The sequence below is a fragment of the Schaedlerella sp. genome, from assembly GCF_056796775.1.
The window spans coordinates 1-23,710 of the sequence record NZ_JBQIKP010000014.1 but is presented as its reverse complement, the minus strand read 5'-3'; the positions used below and the strand labels follow the sequence as shown (position 1 = coordinate 23,710).

Sequence of the window (23,710 nt, the reverse complement as noted above, 5' to 3'; positions counted from 1 at the left end):
GGGGCAGATATGTCGGCATGAATATCTGGCGCAAAAAGTAAAAGGATCAGATTATGATCAGCTAGTAAAGGTGACTGCAAGTGTGCAGGCGCAAAAAAGGAATCGGATCTACTCCGATTCCTTTTTTTAAAGAAAGCTTGTCAGCAGCAGGCCTTTTGTTGTATAGTTATATGGAACGCCGGAAGATATCGGCTGTGAGAAAAAAATAAAAAGACTGGCTGCGCCGAGAAGCTTATGTATGCTGTGGACCATCTGCTGATCTGTAGCTACGGCAGTTTTTCAGGATCAGGGCAGTGGGAGGGATCATATGCTTGATAATGCGGAAACAATGTTTGATAATATGGATCTGATGTTGAAAAAATTAAAGAAAAAATCGTATGAAGAGAATATGCGTCAATTCCTTGGAAAAAACCAGCACTATTTTCGGGAAATGACGGATCATATGGAGGCGGCGCAGGATAAAGAAAAGGCGGCCGATGAGATTGCGGCGGTATTGGCGGATTGTGTGGAAGGTCGATTTGCAAAGGGAGAAAAGAAAAAGATCTCTTCCCGGATGCAGGCTGATATCAATTTTTTCATGATCTACTATATCTTCCCGGCAATTCTTAAGACAGAGCATGCAGACTGCCGGCTGCTCGCAGACCGGATCTGCGCTGAATGGAAGAGCAGATTTAAGGACAGCGCGATCGGATATACGGATTATGATTCACTGTATGAATCATTCCGGGAGAAAATATTCGGGATTTTTTAAGTGAATAAGTCTTGAAATCAATCTCCCAATGCGTTATAATATTTTCTGTAAAAAGAATGAATTCTTCGGGGTCGGGTGTAATTCCCAACCGGCGGTATAGTCCGCGACCCGCTTAGGCGGCTGAACTGGTGACTCTTATCAACAGAGAATTCCAGTACCGACAGTAAAGTCTGGATGAGAGAAGAAATTTATGCCATAAAAGCGTGGATAGAATCAGACCCCGGATTGTTTTCCGGGGTTTTTATATGCCGCAAAACGTGACAGGATTTCCGTGAAGAGGTTCTTTCTTTTTAAAATATCGCGGCAATCGGTACGGCAGGCCGGCCGAATGACCACAGACTATCATTATTTTAAAGGAGAGAAGTAACATGAGTACACAGACAAACGTAGCAGTAAGAAAAGAATCAAAGACAGATATCCGTATGATTGTGCAGATCGGTATGCTTTCCGCAATTGCGATCGTATTGATGCTCTTTGAGATTCCGCTCCCATTCGCTCCCTCATTTTATGAGATTGATTTCAGCGAAGTGCCGGTCATGGTCGGATGCTTTGTGATGGGACCGCTGGCGGGGGCTGTGATCGAGCTTGTCAAGATCCTGCTGAACCTGGTCATCAACGGAACTGCAACTGCAGGAGTCGGCGAGGCGGCTAACTTTGTGATCGGATGTGCGCTGTGCGTTCCGGCAGGGATCATCTATAAGAGGAAACATACAAGAAAGGGCGCTCTGATCGGAATGATCACGGGAACGATCATCATGGCAGTGGCAGGCTGCTTTATCAATGCATTCATCCTGCTTCCGGCTTACGGCGCGGCATTCGGAATGCCGATTGATGCCCTGGTCGGGATGGGAACGGCTGTAAACCCCAATATCACCAGCCTGACAACATTCGTGATATTTGCGGTTGCTCCGTTTAACCTGCTGAAAGGGGCACTGGTATCCTTGATCGTATTTATTATTTATAAGAAGATCCGTCCAATCTTCAAGATGAGATAAAAAAATTGGATTTTATAAGGGCTTCGGGTACTTTACCCGAAGTCTTTTTTTCATCCGGACATTTACGAATGTGCCGTTTCATCTGGACACCTTCCTCCTATATGGTTTATAATTGAACATGAAAAGTAAGGAAAGGACAGTGGAGCAAGATGAGGAAAAAATTTAATACTACCGGCTTATGTATGCCGGAAAAGCATTATATGGCAGACATATCCGAACACCTTCATAAGATAAAAGAATATGTGAATGAAGGAAATTATTTTTCCATTTACTGTGCAAGGCAGTATGGCAAAACCACCACATTACATGCGCTGTCCCGTCATCTGGAGAAAGAGTATCTGGTGATCAGCCTTGATTTTCAGGCATTGGGAAATGCGTCCTTCCAAAATGAAAATATTTTTTCGCTTACATTTGCAGAATATTTTTTCAGGGAACTGCAGTTGGCAGATTGTGGGAATCCCCCGCAGCTAAAAGCGCAGTGCGATTTATTAAACTCTGCCATACAGAGCAAAGATGATAAATTTGTCTTATTTCAGTTGTTTGGACATCTTACCGCGATTTGCCGGACTGCGCCAAGACCGATCGTATTGATGATCGATGAGATAGACGGAGCTTCGAACAATCAGGTTTTTTTGGATTTTCTTGCTCAATTGAGATACTATTATTTGGAAAGAGAAAAGAGGAATATGCCGACATTTCACTCTGTAATTCTTGCCGGAGTATATGATATCAGGAGATTGAAAATGAAACTCCGACCGGAAAGCGAGCACAGATTCAACAGTCCATGGAATATTGCGGCAGATTTTAATATTGATATGAGCCTGTCTGCTGAGGGAATCGGACAAATGCTCACGGACTATGAAAAGGATTATCATACAGGTATGAATGTACAGGCTATTGCCCGGCTGATCTATGATTATACATCAGGATATCCATTTCTGATTTCACGTATCTGTAAGCTGGTTGATGAAGAAATCTCATCAGGCAGGGAGTTTGAGGGAAAAACCGCGGCGTGGACGAAAGATGGGGTTCTGCTCGCCGTCCGTATGCTGATTGCGGAACGCAACTCGCTGTTTGAATCTTTGACAGAAAAGCTGGACAACTACCCAGAATTGGAACGCATCCTCCACACACTATTGTTTGTAGGAAAAGAGGTTCCGTACAATGCAGATTCCGAAGTCATTAGTCTTGCCTCAATGTTTGGCTTTGTGAAAAATAGAGATGGAAATGTCGCAATTTCCAACCGTATATTCGAAACACGTCTTTACAATCGATTCCTTTCAGTGGAAGATCTGCAGGAAAATGATATTTATAAAGCGTCTCTCTGGGACAGGAATCAATTTATTGTCGGCGGGCATCTAGATATGCGGCTGATACTAAAACGATTTGTACAGCATTTTACTGATGTTTATGGGGACAGCGATGAAAAATTTGTGGAAGAATCCGGCCGAAAATTATTTCTGCTATATCTTCGCCCAATTATAAACGGGAGCGGAAATTATTATATAGAGTCTCGGACAAGAAACATGGGACGCACAGATGTGATTGTTGATTATAGGGGAGAGCAATACCTTATAGAGTTAAAAATATGGAGGGGCAAGGAATACCATAACAGAGGGGAGCAGCAAATTATCGGCTATCTGAACGATTACCACAAAAATAAGGGATACATGCTGAGTTTTTGTTTTAATAAGAAAAAACAGGTCGGCATACAGGAAATTGTGATTGATGGTAAAACAGTGATTGAAGCGATTGTTTAGGGTAATGATAGATATAAGAGAATTTACGATGAGGATTTTGCTGATGATTGAGTTTTATTCGAATGAAAAAATCAAAGATTTGAAAATCACTCGAATAAAACTCGAAAAGCAAAATTCCATGAAACAGGCAATCATTTAAGTCGTGTGTCAGTGAAATGGGATTTTTATCTAACTAGTACAACGAATAATAAGTATCTGGCTATATCGCGCAGGATGATTTTTCAGATACAAGGCAGATTTTCGACGGCGTAGCGGTGGCTACGGCTAGAAAATCTAACGCAGTAGCTGGAAAATCAGACAAGTGATATGGCTAGTTATTTATTATTCGTTGTACTAGCCAGTGTTCTCCTCTTACGGTACAGATAATAAAGAATAAATAATATGGAGGTGGTCAGCCAGGTCACCGGATAGCTGAGAATGATCGCATTCACTGTCGGCCGGATCTGAAGCGCGCCGAACAGCCACAGGATCCGGAAAAGGCAGACCCCGCCCAGTGTGATCAGTGTAGGAATGATCACATCGCCGATCCCGCGCAGCGCACCGGACAGCACTTCAATACAAATGAAGAACATATAGCAGGGCGTGATCAATGCCATCATTTCACATCCGATCCGGATGACGTCGGCGTCATTCGTAAAGATCCGGAACAGCGGATTGCGCAGCAGCAAAAAGAAGATCACTAAAACACCCGATATCAGAGCATCGATCCCCAGGCAGACCCGGACACTTTTCTTCACCCGGCCATATTTGCGGGCGCCGAAGTTCTGCCCGACAAATGTGGTGATGGAGATCCCGATCGCTCCGCTGATCATCCAGAACACCGCGTCCAGTTTACCATATACAGACCATGCGGCGACGGTATCCGTTCCGAAACTGTTCAATGCGGATTGGATGATGACGTTGGAAAGGCTGTACATGATGGACTGAAATCCGGCAGGCATCCCGATGCGCAGCAGTGATCTCAGTACATTTGCATGAAAACGGAGCTGTTTCAGGGATAATTTCAAGATCCCCCCGGATACCATCAGCTTTCTCGTCACCAGCGCCGCGCTGGCCGCCTGTGAAAAAAATGTGGCGATGGCAGCACCTGCAACCCCCATATCAAGCCAGACGACACACAGAATATCCAGGATGATATTCAGCAGACAGCAGACCATCAGGTAATACAGCGGGTGCTTGGAGTCACCGATGGCACGCAGGATACTCGATCCAACGTTAAAAATAAAGACAAACAGGATTCCAGCAAAATAGATCCGCAGATACAAAGCCGAATCCCGGACCAGTTCAGCCGGCGTGTTCATCCATCTCAGCAGATGGGGAGCCAGCAGGATGCCGGGAATTGAGATGGCAATGCTTCCTAAAATGGAAAATGCATAGGCCGTGTGCAGGCTTTCCTGCACCGAGCGTTCATCCCGGGCGCCGTAAAACTGTGCAATGATGACGGAAGCACCGGAGGAAAGCCCGGTAAAAAATCCGACTACCAGATTCACGATCTGAGTAGAGGAGCCGCCCACGCTGGCGAGGGCGCTCTTTCCGATAAAATGACCTACTATGATCGTATCGATCGTATTGTATAATTGCTGAAAGAAAGTACCGAATACAATCGGAAAGAAAAAGATCAGAAGCTGTTTCCAGATGATCCCCTCCGTAATCTGATTCGCGAGTTGCGTTTCTTTTTTCATAGGTATACCTCAGTTATTCTCTATCTGTATTCAGATTGATCGTTTTGTACCAGAACCGCGGGATAAAACGAGAGCAGGAACCTGCTCAAAAAATGCAAAGTTCCTGCCCCATGTTAAGGAACCGTATGGAAATACTCACACCCTGACCGGGCGCTCAAAGCAACAGCATTATTCAATAGGTTCAAAATCCGCAGCTCCATGCTTGCAGAGCGGGCATACGAAATCCTCAGGCAGCTCGTCGCCTTCGTAGATGTAACCGCATACAACGCACACAAAGCCTTTCTTGCCTTCGGTCTGCGGCTTTGGCTTCACATTATTCTGATAATAGGTATAAGTCATCGTATCAACATTTGAAATCACGCGTGCCTCTGTAATGGTGCAGATGAACATTCCGTGTGTATCCAGATCCACATACTGTTCGACCTTCAGCGACATGAAGGAGTTGATGTATCTCGGCAGGAATGCAAGTCCATTGTCGGAGTGCAGCGGTTTCAGGTCCGCGAATTTATCCGCGGTTCTTCCGCTCTGGAATCCAAAGGTCTCAAACACCTTGAACGGCGCGTCCGTAGACAGGCAGTTCAGGTTCATGATGCCGGTCTGCTTGATCACATGGTGGGAGTAGTTATCCTTATTGATCGTCACAGCAACCCGGTTCGGTGTGTTGGTCACCTGGGAAACCGTATTCACGATCAGGCCGTTATCCTTCTTGCCGTCGTTGGAGGTGACCACATATAAGCCGTATCCGATCTTGAACAGAGCGGTCAGGTCGTTCTTATCCGCAGTCTCGTCCTGCTGTGCCAGATAGTCCTGGCAAAGCTCCTCTGCCAGAGCTTCCAGCTGTGCGTTGCTGTCATCATTCAATGCAGACTTGATCTGTACGGTTGTTTTAGTAAAGGTCAGCTTTTTGCAGCCTTCCAGCATGGACTTCATGGTCTTTGCAGCCAGCGGAGCCCAGGATCCATTCTCGATCAGTCCGACGATCCGGTTCTGGAAATTCCGTTCGGTCAAATGATTGATAAATTCACGCATGAATGGGAAGATTCCTGCGTTGTAGGTTGTAGTAGCGAGCACCAGCTTGCCGTAACGGAACGCGTCCTCTACAGCCTCCGCCATGTCTTCCCGGGCGAGATCAGTAACGACCACCTTTGGACAGCCTTTTGCGGTAAGCTTTGCAGCCAGAGCTTCTACAGCCTTCTTTGTATTTCCATAAATGGAAGTATAGGCGATCATGATGCCTTCGGTCTCCGCGGAGTAGGAGGACCAGGTCTGGTACAGTCCCAGATAATAGCCCAGGTTTTCCTTCAGGACGGGGCCGTGCAGCGGACAGATGGTCTGAATATCCAGTCCGGATGCCTTTTTCAGCAGATTCTGCACCTGCGCGCCGTATTTTCCGACGATTCCGATGTAATAACGGCGTGCTTCACATGCCCAGTCTTCTTCCACATCCAGGGCGCCGAACTTACCGAAGCCGTCTGCTGAGAACAGTACCTTGTCATAACTGTCGTAGGTCACGATCACCTCCGGCCAGTGTACCATGGGCGCTGCAACAAAAGAAAGCTCATGCTTTCCGAGAGAAAGAGTATCTCCTTCCTTTACAACGATCTGCCTGTCCTCAAAATCGGTACCGAAAAACTGCTTCATCATGACAAAGGCTTTTGCGGAGGAAACGATCTTGGTGTCCTTATATACCTGCATAAAATTGGCAATATTTGCAGAGTGGTCCGGTTCCATATGCTGGATGATCAGGTAATCCGGCTTGCGGGAGCCCAGAGCCGCCCCGACGTTGTCCAGCCATTCATGGGTGAAACGGGCATCCACGGTGTCCATGACCGCTGTCTTCTCATCCAGGATCACATAAGAATTATAAGCCATGCCGTTTTTTACAACATACTGGCCTTCAAATAGATCCACCTCATGGTCATTGACACCTACGTATCTGATATCGTTCGTAATATCCATTTGCAATACACTCCTTTTCTCTTTAAATGCAATTTATTATAATTTGTCACCAACTTTCAACGAAAATTGATGACCTGCTTGCGCTCAGCGCAATTCATTATAACATATGTTGATTTTTTTTGCAGGAAAATTGGAAAGATTTTATAATATATTTTTGGGCTTGCGGTGAAAGCACCAAAGGCAGCTTTTCCTTGTGTAATTTTCGGCCGCGTGCTATAGTGAAAGTCAGGAGGAAAAGCAGATGGCAAAAATATTATTGGTAGAGGATGACGATACGATCTCATTTGGGATCCGTGCCTCATTGGAGAAAAAAGGATATGAGATCACGGCCTGCACCTGTCTCGCAGGTGCAAAAAAATTGTTTTCAGATGCATTTGCGCTGGTACTTCTGGACCTGAATCTGCCGGACGGAACGGGATATGAATTGTGTACCTGGGTAAAAGCCAGATGTGATACGCCCATTATCTTTCTGACAGTAAGCGACGAAGTGAGTGACATTACGAGAGGACTGGATATGGGCGCTGATGATTATGTGACAAAGCCCTTCCACATTGCGGTCCTGGAGTCACGGATCGCGGCAGTGCTCCGGAGGGTGCCGGAAGAGCCGGACGGATCTGCTGCCTGCGGAAATATCCGCCTGAACAAAGAAAAAATGCAGGTTCTTCTGGGTGGCCGGGAGATCACGCTTACTGCCCTGGAATACCGCATGCTGCTGATCCTGATGGAAAATAAAGGACGCACTCTGCCCCGCAGTCTGATCCTGGAAAAGCTGTGGGACTCGGAAGGGAATTTTGTCAATGACAATACGCTGACCGTGACGGTCAAGCGTCTTCGGGAAAAGCTGGATCATACCCGCTGCATCACAACAGTCCGCGGGATCGGCTACCGGATGGAGGAGGCGGGAGATGGGATATGATGACAGAGAAAGCGATTCCCTTAAGGCGGCGGACCGGAATCCGGACTATTCAGGCGTGACGGCTGCCGCAGGGGACGGTCAGCATGCGGCTGCCGGCGGAATATGGGGACACAGGACATGGATATGCTGGCTTCTGCCCGGACTGGCAGCCGGTTTTTTCATTGCGCTGGCTGTGACATATCAGGAGTACCATTGTTTCGCGGAATTTACAGGCGCGGTTCTGGACCAGGATGTGAGCGTATGGGAACAGACGGACCAGGGGGACCGGGACGCGGAGATATCTTCGCGGGAAAAACAGGAGGGAGACGCTCAGAAACGTACAGCGAAAAAAATCCTTGCGGCCGCGGCAAAGAGCCGCAGCCGCGGGAACAGGGAATCCGGAGAAGCATTTCTTCATGAATACGGTTATCACACATGGGGGCGTCTGGGGACACTTCTTCCCTTTACGCTGGGGATCTGTATCCTGCTGTCAGAGATTGCCGGCTGGTGTGTATTCCGAAAAGAGGAACGGGAGCGGAAAAAGCAGGAGCAGCGTATGGAAGAGCTGACCCGTTATCTCCTGGCGGCAGAACGCGGCGAAGCTGCGGTACTGCTGCGCAGGGAGGATGCCTTCTCCCATCTGGAGGATGCGGTCTACAAAGCGGTCATGGAGCTGAAAGGCACGAAGGAAGAGGCAGTACGCAGCCATGAGGTCCTTTCTCAGAGGATTGCGGATGTGGCCCATCAGCTCAAAACTCCTATCACCTCCATGTCTCTGATGACAGAGCTTCTGGGGGAGCAGGAGACGAAGGAGGGAAAAGAATGCCTGCGGCGTCTGACTCTGCAGATCCATCGGCTGCAGAATCTGGTCCATGCCCTGCTGTCCCTGGCAAAGCTGGAATCCCATACGATCCGGTACGAAAGGGAAACCCTGGATCTGGAGGATCTGATAGAGAGTGCGGCAGAGCCTCTTCGGGAACTGCTGCAGAATCGGCAGATTTGGCTGGAATATTCCGGAGATCCGGTGTCGGTCAGGGCGGACAGGCAGTGGACGGAGGAAGCCATACTCAATGTAATTAAAAACTGTGCGGAGCATACGCCGGAGGGCGGGCAGATTCAGATCCGGTGGGAGAAAAATCCCCTTTACACGGAAATCCGTTTCACAGACAGCGGAAAGGGATTCAGCAAAAAAGACCTGCCCCATCTTTTTGAACGCTTCTACCGGGGAGAAAACGCTCAAAAGGACAGTGCAGGGATCGGGCTTGCCCTTGCAAAGCTGGTGGTGGAACAGCAGGAGGGGCATATCTATGCGGAAAATACAAGGGATGGACATGCCTGCTTTATCCTGCGCTTCTTTCGGTAATTATGACAGGAAACAGAAGGAATTCGGACGCCGCGGTAAAAATCGCAGACGCACGGATTCCTTCGATTTTCTATCCCATCATGGCCATGCGGTCATTTCGCAAGGTATACCCAAAGGCATCCCGTTATGGCCATACGGCTGTTTCACAAGGTATCATTTTTGATTGCGGTGATGATATTCTCCTTTCGGATTCTCCGTCCCCCGACCAGGTACGCCCCAAGGACCGCCAGAAGGATCAGTGCCGTATATCCCAGGATGATTCCCAGCGGCGCAAAGGGCAGGTATTCCAGCAGCGTTACTTCACTGAGCCGCAGGAATACGGCCACGAATACGATCTGGAAAGGGAGGCTTAACAGCAACGGCTTGAGTCCCAGTGTTACCCCTTCCAGGAAGAGCAGACTCTTAAGCTGCCGGCTGGACAGCCCGACGGATTTCAGCATGGCGAACTCCCGGCTGCGCTGCCTCAGATTTCCGGAAATGGCCGCCCACACATTGGACAGGCCGATCACCGCCAGAAACGCGGTCAGGAAGGCGATGATCAGATTCCAGGATTCCTTCATATCCGCAATCATTTTTTTGTAGTCGATGACATCTGTAAACACATAATCTCCGCTTCCGTAATAGTAGGAAACAATCTCCTTCATCTGCCGGGAGACCTTCTCGATCCGGGAATCCGACAGGCCGCCCTCACTGCTGACCTGAAATCTTCCGTTGAGATTCTGCGTGCTGTTATGCCGCCTCTCACTGCAGTGTGTGCTGAGATCTAGGACATGCCGCATGGGCATGACGGCAGTCAGCGTAAAATGTGATTTGTCATAAAGGCCTGTGCAGGGAAGGGTATCCACCAGATCCCCGGCCCGCAGGGAAAACGTATAATCTCCGGTATCTTCGTCGTAGGCATGCTCCGTAAATTCCAGTGTCTGCCCCTGCTTTAGATCCAAAAGTCCGCAGTCTACCGGATGCCTCCGTGTGCTTGCGTCCGGATCCCGGGCAAAATTGTAGATCAGCGCCTGGCCCGGATCTTCAAAATAGGGCTCCGGGTCAATGCCAAGTCTCTCGCAGTATTCACGGAAGCAGTGCGCTTCCAGACCGATCAGTTCGGTCTGCATCCGGTAGCGTCCGTCCCGCTCAATGAGGGAATATTTATTTCGGCTGACCACTCCGTCAAAGCCACCGAAACGCTCCTGGATATCCGGGGAGGCATCCTTGGCCGAAACCCAGACCGCACAGGTCAGAGTGTTATAAACCGCAGCCTGCCCGAGATCTGGAACCTCAACCAGCGCTTCCAGAAATTCCGGATCCGGTTCCCGTCCGTCACTGACGGACAACTGGATGTGTTCCTCCTGCATGGACTGATCCCGCAGCATGGTACTGGATGCGTCATTGATGGAAAAACCATACAGGAAGGTGGTCAGCAAAAGAAAGGACAGGCAGAGGGAAATGACAGCAGTCCGGTAGGAGCGCTTTCTCTGGGACAGAGAAAGCGCCGACAGTTCCCCGATGATCCCTCCAAACGGCGATGCGGATGAGGTACGCGAAGGCTTGGGAACCGTTGCTTTCAGACGGCAAAAAAACCTCCGGGAGCGGGATATGCTCATAGCTTCCCCTTTATGCTTCCGTTCCTTTTTCTTCCCGGAGCTTCGAAGCCCTTCCTCCTGCTTTATGATCTCGATGGGCAGCGCCTTGGCAAGCTTCTTTGCCGGAATCCTCGCTGACAGGCAGGCTGTGAGCAGAGAGAGCAGGAGGGCGGGAAGAACGGCGGGCAGCCCGAATACCGGTATGATATCCGGCGCGGCCCGTCCGATGTCATTGTGGGCATTGATATTTGCAAACAACTGGATATTGACAAACCACCCTGCGGCCAGACCGAAGGGCAGGACCGGGATCACCAGGATCAGAGCCTCCGAGACGGCAGCTGTCAGGATCTGCCCAGGCGACGCCCCGACACAGGACAGGGTGCCGAACTGGGCCATTTTTTCATTCAGCGACAGGGCAAAAGCATTGTGGATGATCAGGACGAATACCCCTACGATCAGCAAGGCTAACACCAGAATCATCAGCGGAACCGCCAGCATTTCCAGGGAAAAGGACTGATCCGGCGGCAGGATCATATAGTCGGCCAAAAGCCTGCTATTGTACCGCAGAAGATAATTTCCGTATTCATCCTTTTTATAACCTATGGATTCGGCCAGCGCGGGAAGCTCCCGGTAAGTGCCGCGCATCGGATCAAACCGCAGATAGACGGTGATGGAATCCTCCGGCGCGATGGATTCCCGGCTCATATAGCTCATGCCGGTATAAGCCGGAACCGCGGAGGAAGTGGTGACATCCATGATCCCCACCAGCGTATAGGTTTTGGTGCCGGTCGGACGGAAGGTTTCCCCTTCCCGCCAGGTATCCGTTTCCATACAGACCTCTCCGTTATAAATGCGTTCCCCGACAGGAAGCGTCAGTGTATCCCCGACGTTGACATCAGGATGATCTTCAAAATATTGTTTGGACAGAACCAGCTCCGAATCTTTTTCTGGCAGACGACCTTCCAGAATGCTGTGCTTCTCCGGCATGGAATCCCAGTATTCTTGTGTGGCGGGCCGCTGGATGATGTACCTGCGCCGTCCGCTGTCGCTGATCTTTGCCACCTCCCAGGAGCCCTTGATCATAACGGCGGAAACAGAAGCGTAGTTTTCAATCTTTTCCAGATCCCTTCCATAGCTGTTATCAAACAGCTCGCCGTGCCAGTTTCCGTCATACCATTGATTCAGAAATACATCGTCCGCCCACATCGTATAGACCATGCCGCAGAAGCAGGACATCAGGGTGGTCATCAAAAACAGAGCCACCAGGATGGCAGCGCTGGTGTATTTATTTCTGCGGAGACTTTCGAACGCATATTCACGTATCACCTGCATCAGGACATCACCTCATCTCTGACAATTTTCCCGTCCTCCAAAGTCAGGATCCGTTCCGCCATAAGCGCCGTCTTTTCGTCATGGGTAATCAGGAGCACGGTCTGGCCGTATCTCTGGTTGGACAGCTTTAAAAGCTCGATGGTCTCCTCGGAATTGCGACGGTCCAGATTACCCGTGGGCTCATCGGCCAGAAGGATGGCAGGCTGGTAAATGAGGCTGCGGGCAATGGCCACCCTCTGCTGCTGACCGCCGGAGAGCTCCCTTGGAAGATGGGACAGGCGGTCCGAGAGCCCTAAGGTGTTTACGATCTGTTCAAAACGGGCCTCGTCCGGTTTCCGTCCGTCCAGGAGTATGGGAAGAAGGATATTTTTCCGGACATTCAGGGTGGGGATCAGGTTGTAGAACTGATACACCAGACCCACCTTGCGCCGGCGGAAGACCGCCAGCTCTTCCATATTCAGCGTGGAAATATCGGTATCCTCGATATAAATATTTCCGCTGGTGGGACGGTCCACCCCGCCCAGCAGGTGGAGCAGTGTGGATTTCCCGGAGCCGGACGCGCCGACAATGGCGGTAAAGCTCCCCTTTTCCAGCGCCAGGTCTACATTGTCTAATGCGACGACCTGATTCGAACCGGTTTTGTATGTTTTTGTTAAATGGCTGCAGCGCAGTATTTCCATAAAATGTAACTCTCCTTTCTGCAGTTGCTAATGCTGTTGGCCTGAAAATTTGTCAGACTGGTGGCCATGGTCTGTAGCCGATTACGTCTAATCGGGGTGTGACCTGTGACTGCGGTTATAGTAACAAATGAAAGTGACAGGAAGGTGACAAAATAAAATTTTCACAGACAAATTGAGCATTTACTGGTAAACTATACTTACGGCCGATTTATCTGGCGTTCAGTGTAATATAATTGACACTGTCTTGCAGATAAAAAAACAGTTTTCGTGGGAAAGGAATCTATATTATGAAAATAGAGTATAAGATCCGGGACAATTTTGCGGAGATCATCCGCTGCCGGGGGTCGGTCTCAAAGATCGTGCTGCCGGAGCAGATCGCCGGATATCCGGTAAAAAAGATTGCTGCCTATGCATTTTCCGCAAAAAAGGGGGAGGAGGATCCGGACGTACTTGTCTATGAGAGTCCGGAGGAGGTTTTGTTTGAAGAAAATGAAAGGCTTTTAGCGGGGGACGCGGTTGAGGAAGTTGTTTTTCCTGACACGGTAGAAGAGATTGGAAACTACATTTTTTATAACTGCAAAATGCTGAAAAAGCTGGAATTTACGGATTCCCTGGTATATCTTGGGAGCGGCGCGTTTACCGGATGCGGGAATCTTGACACCTTGAAGGTTCATTTGAAGCGCGGAAGGAAATCCTGTGTGAAGGAGATCCTGGGTGATCTGTGGCAGCGGATGGATGTGCTTTTTCTTCACGAAGGCTCCAATGCGCAGGAAGAAGTACAGGCGGTAAGACTGGTTTTTCCCGAGCATTATGAGGAGGCTGTGGAAAATACGCCTGCCCGGATCTTATTTACCCAGCATCATGGGACCGGGAACAACTATCGCCAGTGTTTTTACAGCCGGGAGATGGATTTCCGGAAATATGACAGCTTATTTCCGCTGGCAGCAGCCCAGGAGAAGCCGGAGGTGCTGGCGGACATGGCGTTCTCACGTTTGACAGGTCCATGCGGGCTGACGGCGGAGCATCGGGCGATATACGAAGCCTATGTGCGGGAGCATCCCAGGGATGCGGCGCAGTATCTGGTAAGCCGGGAAAATCCGAAATATTTTCAATGCATGTCCGAGCGGGGACTTTGGAGCCGGGAAGGGCTGGAGGAAGCGATCAGGGAGGCCGCGGAAAAAGGAAAAGCGGAAGTGCTCAGCCTCCTGATGAATGAGAAGCATCAGCGTTTTCCGGAAAAAAGGAAAAAGCGGTTTGAACTGTAGACGGCCCAGGCTGGAAGGGACTATCCCTCCAGCCGTTCCTTGATCGTCCGATATTTTTCCGGAATCTCCTCCATTGTGAGTGTATCGTGTACGGAGCAGGTGCCGGCATCCCGGGCGGTCTCATAATACCATTTTTTATAATTCAGTGTATCCAGTGTCTCCTGAACCTGCTCCATCTGCAGGAGCACCGCGTCTCTCTGGCGTTCGATCAGCTCCAGCCGCTGTTCAATGGTCGAATCTCCTTCCATACACCAGCCGATGAAGGTCCGGATATCCTTGATCGACATGCCTGTCTTTTTCAGGCATTCGATGATGGACAGCCATTCAAAATCATTATCACTGAACATGCGGATTCCGCCCTTGGAACGCTCCACAAAGGGGAGAAGCCCCTCCTTGTCATAATAGCGCAGCTTGGAAGGCGCTACATGCAGCTTTTTCGCCATTTCTCCGATCGTATAATACATAGACAAAACCTCTTTAAAGTTGATATAAGATATTAAAGATACTTTAACCTTTGATATTATAACAGAAAATAAAAGGTAGAGTCAATCATTTTATCGGGTTTGCTATTTTTTGAAGATTCACATATAATATACTCACGGTCGATGAGATCTGCAATTCGGACTACCGGCAATAGAGGATAAAGGAGCTGAGACAGATGGATATTAAAAGGGCTAAGCAGGAGATCAAGGATTCCATAGAGGCATATCTGGCTAAGGATGAGTTCGGCGCGTACCGGATCCCGGCTATTCGTCAGAGGCCGATCCTTCTGATGGGACCGCCGGGAATCGGTAAAACGCAGGTCATGGACCAGATCGCGAAGGAATGCCGCATCGGCCTGGTGGCATATACGATCACTCACCATACCAGACAGAGTGCGGTGGGGCTTCCGTTTATTCGGGAAAAAAATTATGGCGGAAAGACATTTTCCATCACAGAATATACGATGAGCGAGATCATAGCCTCCGTGTATGACAAGATCGAGCAGACCGGCATCCGGGAGGGGATTTTGTTTATTGACGAGATCAACTGTGTGTCGGAAACGCTGGCACCCACCATGCTGCAGTTCCTCCAGGGAAAGACTTTCGGCAATCAGCAGGTGCCGGAGGGCTGGATCATTGTTGCTGCGGGAAACCCTCCGGAATACAACAGGTCTGTGCGGGACTTTGACGTGGTGACGCTGGACAGGCTGAAAAAGATTGATGTGGAGGAGAACTTCGGCGTGTGGAAGGAGTATGCATACAGGCAAGGGATTCACCCGGCAGTCATTTCTTACCTGGAACTGCGGAAGCAGAATTTTTATAAGGTGGAGACAACGGTAGATGGAAAATGCTTTGCCACGGCCAGGGGCTGGGAGGATCTGTCCCAGCTCATCCAGGTTTATGAAAGCCTGGGAAAAAAGACGGACCGGGAGGTCATATCCCAGTATATCCAGCATCAGAAGATTGCCAGGGATTTTGCGAATTATCTGGAGCTCTATCATAAATATAAAGCAGATTACGGCGTGGAGGAGATCCTGCATGGGAAGTGGAATACGGCGGTTCTGCAGAAGGTGAAGGCAGCAGCGTTTGACGAGCATTTGAAGATCGTCAGCCTGTTTAACGGGAAACTGAGCCAGCTCTTTACGGAATGCTTCCTGTCCGATGCCTATGTAACCAGGCTGTATGAATATCTGCTCCATTACCGGGAGGGGCAGGAGAAAAGAGCCGGAGACAGGCAGGCGGCGGAAGAGATTGACAAAAGCCGGATTGCGGAAACAGAAAGAACCGCAGGGGAGCAGGCAGCGGAAGGAAACGGAACCGGGCAGGTTCCCGAAGTAAGCGGCAGTGTCAGGATTCCGGTATCGATCGGAGATGAGCTCCATCGTGCGGAGAAGGACTTGGAAGAGCTGGAACAAAAGGAACTGCTGACCCGGCAGGAGGAGATCATCCTGAAAAGGGTGATCGCCGCATTGGAACGGTTTACAATAAGCGTCAAGGGGACACTGGCTGCGGAAAATACAGAATTTGAAGCGGTCAAGGCATTGTTCCAAAAAGAAGTGGATGCCCGGGAGGCGCTGATTGAACAGACTTCGGAAACACTGACTCATGTATTTGATTTTATGGAGGATGCGTTCGGGGAGAGCCAGGAAATGGTGGCTCTGATCACGGAGCTGAATGCCAATTATTACAGTGTATGGTTTATCAACGAATACGGCTGCGACCAGTATTATCGTTATAACAAGGGGCTTCTCTTCCAGGAACGCCATCAGTCGATCGTGCGGGAGATGGATGATGTGGAAGAACTGCTCAATACAGGATTGAAGTAAAGGTTCAGGAAATCAGTTAACGGCAATTTTAACTTCCTGATGTCTATTGTGTGAAGTGGGTTCAGAGCGCAGATATATCAATAGGGGAATTTTTCCTATACACATAGAAAGAAGCTCCGTCAGGAGCTTCTTCCGTATAGTTATCTAAAAAGGAATGAGAGTAAAAGTGCGGAATCCGGGGTTACCGCCCCGGATGTCCAAAACTTTATGAGGGGGGAGATAGTTGTTTTTCAACTATCTGACATTTAGTATAATAGAAAAATGTGTCCAAAGTGTTTTCATTTCATAAAAGAACTCGAAAAATTATAAACAAATCAAAAAGGAAATCAAAAGACTTCATAGAGTCTTAGCTTTTCACTCTGCGGAATCTGCATATACGATCCGTCCATTGCACAGGGTATATTTCACCTTTCCATATAATTTCCTGCCTGTAAACGGAGAATTGGAGGACATGGAATGATAGCTGTCCGGGATCCAGGACTCATCCGGATCAAAAATTACTAGGTCCGCCGGGCTGTCCTGCTTTATGTTTCCATAAGGCAGATGGTAGAGCCGGGCCGGATTTATGGTCATTTTTTCCAATAGCTGCATCAGTGTGAGATGGCCGGGGCGGACAAGCGACGTGATCCCAAGAGCAAGGGCAGTCTCCAGCCCGATGATGCCGCTGGGTGCATCCGGGAACGGCTTCGCTTTTTCCGCAGCGCTGTGGGGGGCATGATCCGTTGCAATGATGTCGATGGTGCCGTCGGACAGTCCCCGGATAATGGCCTGCCGGTCCTTTTCTGTGCGCAGAGGAGGGTTCATTTTTGCCAGGGTGCCATGGGTGAGTACAGCATCCTCCGTCAGGGTAAAATGATGCGGAGTCGCCTCGGCATGGAGCTTCGCGCCCATCGCCCGGAAGGACCGTACAAGCTCTACGGAATATCCAGAGCTGATATGCTGAATGACCACATGGGCGCCGGAGCGCAGCGCCAGCATACAATCCCTCGCCACAAGAGACTCCTCGGCGATGGACGGAGAGCCATAGAGCCCCATCTGTCGGGAGACCTCTCCGTGATTGATTCCATTATTCCGGATCAAGGCAGGATCCTCTTCGTGAAGGCTGATAGGAACGCCAAGCGCCCCTGCGGCCTTCATGGCCTCATAGCAGAATGCGGCATTGGTGATGGGAATCCCGTCATCCGTAAACCCGCAGGCGCCCGCTTCCTTAAGCGCCGGCATGTCTGTCATCACCTGGCCTTTCAGCCCCTGAGATACGGTTCCGGCCTGGAAGACGCGGATATCTTCCTGCTTTGCCCGCTCCAGGATATCCTGCAGTACGGGAACCGAATCCACCGCAGGGGACGTATTTGCCATGCAGATTACAGAGGTGAATCCGCCTCTTGCCGCCGCGAGTGCGCCGGTGTGGAGTGTCTCCTTGTGGGGAAAGCCGGGATCCCGGAAATGTGTATGGGTGTCGATCAGCCCCGGAGCAATGATGAAGCCTTCCGCGTCCAGACATTCCTCACCGGGAGCGGCACTCAGGTCCGGGCCGATCTTGGCAATGACGCCGTCTCGGATGTGAAGATCAGCTTTGTACGATGCGTTGGTACCTGGATCCATAATCAAGCCGTTTTTTAGAATCATAGTGTTGTTCCTTTCTGATTTTATGCAGCCGTGCAGTAAAGACACGGCATGATGTAATCTATTTTTACATATATTATGTGATTTGGCAATACAATTTATAGGCGTGTAGGATGAAAATGAAATTCTATTATGAAAAAACTAAATTTTCTACCAGTCAGATAAAAACTGTCAATCGGCTTCTTACAAGCTTCTCTTGACGAATCTGACTGCCATTTTTTATCTGACTGTGAATAGTAACCCCGGTGCTTCAAAAAGCACAATATATTCTTGACATTCATCTTGGAATGCGGTATATTTATAACATAAAGAGCGAAAAACACCACATATAAAAAGGAGGATTACGAATGAAAAAGATTAATTATCTGGGATTTTTATCTCTGCTCTCCCTGATTTCCATATTGGGATGGAAGAGCGGCAACACAGGACTGTATGGATTTTTTGGATTTATCTATTTTCTCCGCTATTTTTGGATGATTCCGGATGAAATGTTTCTATTGAATGTGCAGAAATCCGCGACCATCGCATTTATGCTGAGCATGGTTTCCCTTGTCCCGCTTATGTTTTCCTGCTCTGTATTCTACAATATCTCTGCGGCAATCCCTATGGCGTTTGCACTGAGCTTTGTGGTATCAACACTTGCGTTTACATTTGTGCTGACAGGATTGGAGTGGAGAGAGCGAAGAGGAGCGAAGGAATGATCAAAAACAGAATAAAAGAATACCGGGCCAGATATGATATGAAGCAGGAGGAACTGGCAAAGCTGGTCGGTGTGCGGAGGGAAACGATCGGGAATCTGGAAAAAGGAAAATACAATCCTTCGCTGGTTCTGGCATGGAATATCGCAAAGGTATTTCAGGTTACGATTGAGGAGGTTTTTACGGTAGAACCGTAATAATAAAAAAGACAAAGAAATCCGCTAACCTCACGGTTAGCGGATTTCTTGTTATAGTTATCTAAAAAGGAATGAGAGTAAAGTGTGACATCCAGGAATCTCTCCCCGGATGTCTTAACTTTATGAGGGGGGAGATAGTTGTTTTATCAACTATCTGACATTTAGTATAAAAGAAAAATGTGTCCAAAGTGTTTTCATTTTATAAAAGAAGTAGAAAAATTATAAAGAAAAAGTTTAGAATGTAGAAAACTGTCATAATTTGCGGCAAAAGTATGATAAGATAGACGTATTCAGAATAGGAAGTCACAGTTTTGATTAAAGTAAATGGATAGATAAAAACGGTGAATTGGCAGGAAGCGGGGAAACTATAGTATGGAAAAAAGAGAAGCGGCCGGGCGTCTGGAGCTGCTCGGAGAAAAAATATGGAATGCATCCAGGGATGAATTGTATCTTGGAATGCGTTTTCTGGATGTTGCGCTGAACAGCTTTGTGCATCAGATGGATACCAAAGTCAGCCCATTCGGAACCGACGGGGCTGTGCTGTACTTTCATCCTCAGCAGCTTGGCGGATTGTACCGGCAGAATCGGATCTTGGTGAACCGAGGGTATCTGCATATGGTGTATCACTGTATTTTCCGGCATATATGGAAGGAATATCGGGCAGGATCCAAGGAGGATATTCCGGAGGCAAAACGCCAGGAGACAGATCCCGGTGCTAGGCTATGGAACCTGAGCTGCGACATTGCCGCGGAACATCTGATTGATGGAAGCTATCACCGTTCGGTCCGATATTCCAGAAGCCTCCTTAGAAGGGAAACTTATCGGAAACTGGAACAGGAAGGGAAAACACTGCATGCCGAACGGATTTTTAAGCTGCTGCTGGATTGGGAACTGGACGAAAAGAGGCTGGCAAAGCTGGAACAGGAATTTTACGTAGACGACCATCAATACTGGGCGGCTCACCAGCCGGACAGGAAGCCTGATGCGGATTCCTGTATGCAGAAGAAGTGGCAGGATATCGATGAGCAGATGGAAACAGATCTGGAGAGCTTTTCCAAAGAGGCATCCGAGCAGAATGGAGACCTGCTGGGCCAGATGAAGATCGAGAACAGGGAGAGACACGATTACCGCTCTTTCCTGAGAAAGTTTTCCGTATTGAGAGAAGAACTGGGAGTCGATACAGACACCTTTGATTACACATTTTACAGCTATGGACTGTCCTTATATGGAAATATGCCGCTGATCGAGCCGCAGGAGACAAGGGAAGTCAAAAAAGTGGAAGAATTTGCAGTGGTGGTGGACACCTCCATGTCATGCTCTGGGGAGCTGGTGCGCAGATTCCTGGAAGAAACCTATGATGTATTGAGCCAAAACGAAAGCTTCTTCCGAAAGATCAATGTGCATATCATTCAGTGTGATGAGGATGTGAGGTCTGATGTGAAGATCAGCAGCGAGAAGGAGCTGAAAGCGTATATGGACAATCTGACATTGTACGGAGAAGGCGGGACCGACTTCCGTCCGGCATTTGAATATGTGAATGAGAAGATCAGGCAGGGGGAGTTTACAGAGCTCCGGGGGTTGATCTATTTTACGGATGGATACGGAATCTATCCGAGGAAGGCGCCGGGATATCAGACGGCATTTGTATTCATGCAAGAGGATTACAGGGATGCGGATGTCCCGGGATGGGCGATGAAGCTGGTGATATAGAGTTTTTATAGTTCTCTGGTCAGTACAAAAATAAACAAAATGTTTCTGGATGTATATTTGGCAAATTGTTGTTGCATTCTTCTGAATATGTGTGTAAAATTGGTTGTAAAAATGATACAGACACTTACATATCGAGATCAATGGCATAAATATAAGGTTTCGTAAGTGCAAAATCCTGGACCTAAGGGGCATACCACAGCGTATGTACCTGTGGAACGGACTTTGTCCGGCAAGAGAAAGAAGGAGTTCATATGCATCGTGAAGAAATAGAGCAGTTTGCTTTTTTATATTTATGCGGAGCAAGGGATCGTAGACTGCTGTCAGGAAGGGAGAAAATGACTTTTTCAGATTTTGAAAGGCTGATATATATTACTGCCTTTTTCGGATTAATCCATTATAATTTGAAAATATGGAATCAATATTCCACACAGTTTCAGAAGCAGTTAGAGTACTTCAATTTCTCCTTTGAATCAAAGAGTACTCCGTTCCATTCATCAGAATATGAAGAGGATATACACAAGCAGTGGCAGTGGCTTGCGGAATTTTGCGGCAATGCTCCAAACCGAAGCATCCGGGAGTACTTGAAAAAAGTAACAAACATGTAACTGATTGTTGCCGAACAATTTGTTTATAAAGAGTTCGGTACGGAAAAGCAGCATACCGGGTTTTGTATAGATGGGACTGTTGAAAGATATAAAGAGCCGGAAAGAAACATAAATCGATAGATACGTAGTACTAACAGTTGTTTCCTCTGCTGAAAAGTGGTATCATCTTTAATAAAAATAGAATATCAACGGAGGAAAAAGGATGAAGGTATTACTGATTAACGGGAGCCCGCATGCAAAGGGAAGTACATATACGGCGCTGCATGAGATGGAGCAGGTTTTTGCCGGGGAAGGAATGGAGACGGAGATCCTGCACATCGGCAATCAGGACATCAGAGGCTGCGTTGCCTGCGGATTCTGCGGAGGGCACGGCAGATGCGCCTTTAACGATGTGGTAAATGAAGCCGCGCAAAAGTTTGAAGCCTGCGACGGACTGGTAGTCGGAAGCCCGGTCTACTATGCGTCCGCCAATGCCACATTGGTTGCGTTTCTGGATCGTCTGTTTTACAGCACGCACTTTGACAAAACGATGAAGGTCGGAGCGGCTGTGGCGTCTGCCAGAAGAGGCGGGCTGTCAGCGACCTTTGATGAACTGAATAAATATTTTACAATCTGCGGAATGCCGGTGGCATCCGGCCAGTATTGGAACAGCATTCATGGAAATAACGCGGACGAGGCCGCGCAGGATGCGGAGGGTTTGCAGATCATGCGGACGCTGGCGGTGAATATGGCATTTCTGATGAAGAGCATCGCCCTCGGAAAAGAACGGTACGGCCTGCCGGAGAAGGAAACGGCCTGCAGGACTAATTTTATCCGCTAAAAAGAGAGCAGGAGGAATGACCATGAAACTGACTTTGAATGGTATAAAAGACAGACAGGATTGGGAGCAGGCCGGAATCGGGCTCCCGTCCTATGATGCCGGGGCACTTGCGGCCAGAACCAGAACAGCCCCGGTATGGGTACATTTCGGTGTGGGAAATATTTTCCGGATCTTCATCGGCGGGATTGCGGATCAGCTGATTTCAGAAGGCCTGATGGACCGGGGAATCATCGGTGCTGAGACCTTTGATTATGATGTGGTGGAGCAGATATACAAGCCCTTTGATAACCTGATCCTGTCCATTACGCTTCACGGAGACGGCACAACGGACCGAAAGGTGCTGGGCTCTGTGACAGAAGCAGTGAAAGCACAGCATTCCAATCCTGAACAGTGGAATCGGTTAAAAGAAATTTTCCGCGCCCCAGGCCTGCAGATGATCTCATTTACGATCACGGAAAAGGGATATGCGCTGACCAGAGCGGACGGAACCTATTTTGACTTTATAAGAGCAGACATTGAAAACGGGCCGGAGAAAGCGTCGAGTGCCATGGCAGTTGTAACGGCCATGCTGCTGGAGCGTTACCACGGCGGCAAACTTCCGCTTGCCCTGGTATCCATGGATAACTGTTCTCAAAACGGGCAGAAATTCCGAAATTCTGTATTGGAAATCGCAGAGGAATGGAAGAAACGAGGTCTTGTGGAGGAGGGATTTCTTCATTATATTCGAGACGAAAGCCAAGTTTCATTCCCGTGGACAATGATCGACAAGATTACGCCCCGGCCCAGCGAGAAGATCGCGAACGAGCTGGATGAGATCGGAGTGGAAAATATGCAGCCGGTGATCACGTCCGGAAAAACTTATATCGCACCCTTTGTCAATGCGGAGGGGCCCCAGTATCTGGTGGTAGAGGACAGCTTTCCAAACGGCCGCCCGGCATTGGAGAAGGCAGGGGTATACATGACAGATCGGGATACGGTCAACAAGTCCGAGAAAATGAAGGTGACGGCCTGTCTCAATCCCATCCACACCGCATTGGGGCCCTATGGATGTGTGTTGGGGTATGAATTGTTTTCCGATGAAATGAAAGATCCCGACATGCTGGAGCTGGCGCGGCAGGTCGGGTACGTGGAAGGCATGGAGGTGGTTTCGGATCCGGGCATCCTTTCCCCGAAAGCATTTCTGGACGAGGTGATCAACGAACGTTTTCCCAACCCTTACCTGGGCGATACCACCCAGAGACTTTCGGTGGATGTGTCCCAGGGAATCGGGATCCGTTTCGGAGAGACGATCAAATCCTATGTGGCGAAGTTCGGGGACGCGGCACGCCTGAACGGTATCCCGGTTGCGATTGCCGGGTGGTTCCGTTATCTTCTTGCGATTGACGAGGAACCTGAATCCGTGAACCTAACCTAAAAATAAAATGAAATCGGTAAATAAGAAATATGAGGCACTCTTTGTACCAATTTCATGCCAATAAAATATTGTTTTC

Annotated in this window: 18 protein-coding genes and 1 riboswitch; of the genes, 12 read left to right on the top strand and 6 right to left on the bottom strand. The window is 48.8% G+C overall.

Translation table 11 applies throughout. The annotated features are described in order from the left end of the window. The first annotated feature begins 307 nt into the window (after window positions 1-307). The 3 genes from ACTOY7_RS08650 (at window position 308) to ACTOY7_RS08640 (ending at window position 3,506) form a co-directional block, all read left to right on the top strand. Complete coding sequence (locus tag ACTOY7_RS08650; RefSeq protein WP_160282983.1) at window positions 308-751, top strand: hypothetical protein; 444 nt, start codon at window positions 308-310, stop codon at window positions 749-751. Window positions 752-808: 57 nt separating this feature from the next. Continuing rightward, window positions 809-941: riboswitch (FMN riboswitch) on the top strand. Window positions 942-1,119: 178 nt separating this feature from the next. Further along, window positions 1,120-1,746 (top strand): ECF transporter S component, encoded by a 627-nt coding sequence (locus tag ACTOY7_RS08645; protein WP_482671283.1) that lies wholly within the window; start codon window positions 1,120-1,122, stop codon window positions 1,744-1,746. Window positions 1,747-1,895: 149 nt separating this feature from the next. After that, entirely contained in the window at window positions 1,896-3,506 is a 1,611-nt protein-coding gene (locus ACTOY7_RS08640) for an AAA-like domain-containing protein (protein ID WP_482671282.1), read from the top strand. A 314-nt stretch (window positions 3,507-3,820) separates the two neighbouring features. On the opposite strand, the gene ACTOY7_RS08635 is transcribed toward ACTOY7_RS08640, so the two are convergent. Both ACTOY7_RS08635 and ACTOY7_RS08630 read right to left on the bottom strand, forming a co-directional pair. Next, a complete protein-coding gene (locus ACTOY7_RS08635) occupies window positions 3,821-5,188 on the bottom strand; it encodes an MATE family efflux transporter (protein ID WP_482671576.1) in 1,368 nt (455 codons plus the stop codon). 168 nt (window positions 5,189-5,356) lie between these two features. Further along, on the bottom strand, window positions 5,357-7,147 hold the full coding sequence (locus tag ACTOY7_RS08630) for a flavin reductase (protein WP_160282979.1): 1,791 nt from the start codon (window positions 7,145-7,147) through the stop codon (window positions 5,357-5,359). Window positions 7,148-7,388: 241 nt separating this feature from the next. Between ACTOY7_RS08630 and ACTOY7_RS08625 the strand changes: the two genes are divergently transcribed. Both ACTOY7_RS08625 and ACTOY7_RS08620 read left to right on the top strand, forming a co-directional pair. After that, window positions 7,389-8,063 (top strand): response regulator transcription factor, encoded by a 675-nt coding sequence (locus tag ACTOY7_RS08625; RefSeq protein WP_482671575.1) that lies wholly within the window; start codon window positions 7,389-7,391, stop codon window positions 8,061-8,063. Then, complete coding sequence (locus ACTOY7_RS08620; RefSeq protein WP_394684366.1) at window positions 8,053-9,405, top strand: sensor histidine kinase; 1,353 nt, start codon at window positions 8,053-8,055, stop codon at window positions 9,403-9,405. The genes ACTOY7_RS08625 and ACTOY7_RS08620 overlap by 11 nt, the downstream gene beginning before the upstream one ends. A 143-nt stretch (window positions 9,406-9,548) precedes the next feature. On the opposite strand, the gene ACTOY7_RS08615 is transcribed toward ACTOY7_RS08620, so the two are convergent. Next, entirely contained in the window at window positions 9,549-12,314 is a 2,766-nt protein-coding gene (locus tag ACTOY7_RS08615; RefSeq protein WP_482671574.1) for an ABC transporter permease, read from the bottom strand. After that, the gene (locus ACTOY7_RS08610; protein ID WP_160282975.1) at window positions 12,314-12,994 is read right to left on the bottom strand and encodes an ABC transporter ATP-binding protein; all 681 of its coding nucleotides are present in this window, start codon (window positions 12,992-12,994) and stop codon (window positions 12,314-12,316) included. Before ACTOY7_RS08610 ends, ACTOY7_RS08615 begins: the two co-directional genes overlap by 1 nt. Before the next feature lie 287 nt (window positions 12,995-13,281). Here ACTOY7_RS08610 and ACTOY7_RS08605 point away from each other — a divergent pair, with 287 nt between their 5' ends. Beyond that, complete coding sequence (locus tag ACTOY7_RS08605; protein ID WP_482671573.1) at window positions 13,282-14,259, top strand: leucine-rich repeat domain-containing protein; 978 nt, start codon at window positions 13,282-13,284, stop codon at window positions 14,257-14,259. A gap of 20 nt (window positions 14,260-14,279) precedes the next feature. On the opposite strand, the gene ACTOY7_RS08600 is transcribed toward ACTOY7_RS08605, so the two are convergent. Then, the gene (locus ACTOY7_RS08600) at window positions 14,280-14,723 is read right to left on the bottom strand and encodes a MerR family transcriptional regulator (RefSeq protein ID WP_394682575.1); all 444 of its coding nucleotides are present in this window, start codon (window positions 14,721-14,723) and stop codon (window positions 14,280-14,282) included. Between the two features lie 194 nt (window positions 14,724-14,917). Here ACTOY7_RS08600 and ACTOY7_RS08595 point away from each other — a divergent pair, with 194 nt between their 5' ends. Then, a complete protein-coding gene (locus tag ACTOY7_RS08595; RefSeq protein WP_482671572.1) occupies window positions 14,918-16,567 on the top strand; it encodes an ATP-binding protein in 1,650 nt (549 codons plus the stop codon). A 354-nt stretch (window positions 16,568-16,921) separates the two neighbouring features. Here the strand turns inward: ACTOY7_RS08595 and ACTOY7_RS08590 are convergent, their stop codons facing one another. Beyond that, window positions 16,922-18,193: a dihydroorotase gene (locus ACTOY7_RS08590; RefSeq protein WP_482672147.1), complete on the bottom strand. Its 1,272-nt coding sequence runs from the start codon at window positions 18,191-18,193 to the stop codon at window positions 16,922-16,924. Between the two features lie 344 nt (window positions 18,194-18,537). Here ACTOY7_RS08590 and ACTOY7_RS08585 point away from each other — a divergent pair, with 344 nt between their 5' ends. The 5 genes from ACTOY7_RS08585 to ACTOY7_RS08565 all read left to right on the top strand — a co-directional run bounded on the left by ACTOY7_RS08585 (window position 18,538) and on the right by ACTOY7_RS08565 (window position 23,634). Next, entirely contained in the window at window positions 18,538-18,891 is a 354-nt protein-coding gene (locus ACTOY7_RS08585; RefSeq protein ID WP_160282970.1) for a DUF3796 domain-containing protein, read from the top strand. Then, complete coding sequence (locus ACTOY7_RS08580; protein ID WP_160282969.1) at window positions 18,888-19,085, top strand: helix-turn-helix transcriptional regulator; 198 nt, start codon at window positions 18,888-18,890, stop codon at window positions 19,083-19,085. The genes ACTOY7_RS08585 and ACTOY7_RS08580 overlap by 4 nt, the downstream gene beginning before the upstream one ends. 372 nt (window positions 19,086-19,457) lie before the next feature. After that, a complete protein-coding gene (locus ACTOY7_RS08575) occupies window positions 19,458-20,795 on the top strand; it encodes a vWA domain-containing protein (protein ID WP_160282968.1) in 1,338 nt (445 codons plus the stop codon). A gap of 807 nt (window positions 20,796-21,602) precedes the next feature. Continuing rightward, window positions 21,603-22,220, top strand: a complete 618-nt coding sequence (locus ACTOY7_RS08570; RefSeq protein WP_160284629.1) for a flavodoxin family protein — start codon at window positions 21,603-21,605, stop codon at window positions 22,218-22,220. 22 nt (window positions 22,221-22,242) lie between these two features. Continuing rightward, entirely contained in the window at window positions 22,243-23,634 is a 1,392-nt protein-coding gene (locus tag ACTOY7_RS08565; RefSeq protein ID WP_482671926.1) for a mannitol dehydrogenase family protein, read from the top strand. Window positions 23,635-23,710 lie beyond the last annotated feature (76 nt).

Coding starts and splice junctions, on each gene's coding strand:
- ACTOY7_RS08650 (WP_160282983.1), top strand. CDS start 308: ATGCTTGATAATGCGGAAACAATGTTTGATAATATGGATCTGATGTTG.
- ACTOY7_RS08645 (WP_482671283.1), top strand. CDS start 1,120: ATGAGTACACAGACAAACGTAGCAGTAAGAAAAGAATCAAAGACAGAT.
- ACTOY7_RS08640 (WP_482671282.1), top strand. CDS start 1,896: ATGAGGAAAAAATTTAATACTACCGGCTTATGTATGCCGGAAAAGCAT.
- ACTOY7_RS08635 (WP_482671576.1), bottom strand. CDS start 5,188: ATGAAAAAAGAAACGCAACTCGCGAATCAGATTACGGAGGGGATCATC.
- ACTOY7_RS08630 (WP_160282979.1), bottom strand. CDS start 7,147: ATGGATATTACGAACGATATCAGATACGTAGGTGTCAATGACCATGAG.
- ACTOY7_RS08625 (WP_482671575.1), top strand. CDS start 7,389: ATGGCAAAAATATTATTGGTAGAGGATGACGATACGATCTCATTTGGG.
- ACTOY7_RS08620 (WP_394684366.1), top strand. CDS start 8,053: ATGGGATATGATGACAGAGAAAGCGATTCCCTTAAGGCGGCGGACCGG.
- ACTOY7_RS08615 (WP_482671574.1), bottom strand. CDS start 12,314: ATGCAGGTGATACGTGAATATGCGTTCGAAAGTCTCCGCAGAAATAAA.
- ACTOY7_RS08610 (WP_160282975.1), bottom strand. CDS start 12,994: ATGGAAATACTGCGCTGCAGCCATTTAACAAAAACATACAAAACCGGT.
- ACTOY7_RS08605 (WP_482671573.1), top strand. CDS start 13,282: ATGAAAATAGAGTATAAGATCCGGGACAATTTTGCGGAGATCATCCGC.
- ACTOY7_RS08600 (WP_394682575.1), bottom strand. CDS start 14,723: ATGTATTATACGATCGGAGAAATGGCGAAAAAGCTGCATGTAGCGCCT.
- ACTOY7_RS08595 (WP_482671572.1), top strand. CDS start 14,918: ATGGATATTAAAAGGGCTAAGCAGGAGATCAAGGATTCCATAGAGGCA.
- ACTOY7_RS08590 (WP_482672147.1), bottom strand. CDS start 18,193: ATGATTCTAAAAAACGGCTTGATTATGGATCCAGGTACCAACGCATCG.
- ACTOY7_RS08585 (WP_160282970.1), top strand. CDS start 18,538: ATGAAAAAGATTAATTATCTGGGATTTTTATCTCTGCTCTCCCTGATT.
- ACTOY7_RS08580 (WP_160282969.1), top strand. CDS start 18,888: ATGATCAAAAACAGAATAAAAGAATACCGGGCCAGATATGATATGAAG.
- ACTOY7_RS08575 (WP_160282968.1), top strand. CDS start 19,458: ATGGAAAAAAGAGAAGCGGCCGGGCGTCTGGAGCTGCTCGGAGAAAAA.
- ACTOY7_RS08570 (WP_160284629.1), top strand. CDS start 21,603: ATGAAGGTATTACTGATTAACGGGAGCCCGCATGCAAAGGGAAGTACA.
- ACTOY7_RS08565 (WP_482671926.1), top strand. CDS start 22,243: ATGAAACTGACTTTGAATGGTATAAAAGACAGACAGGATTGGGAGCAG.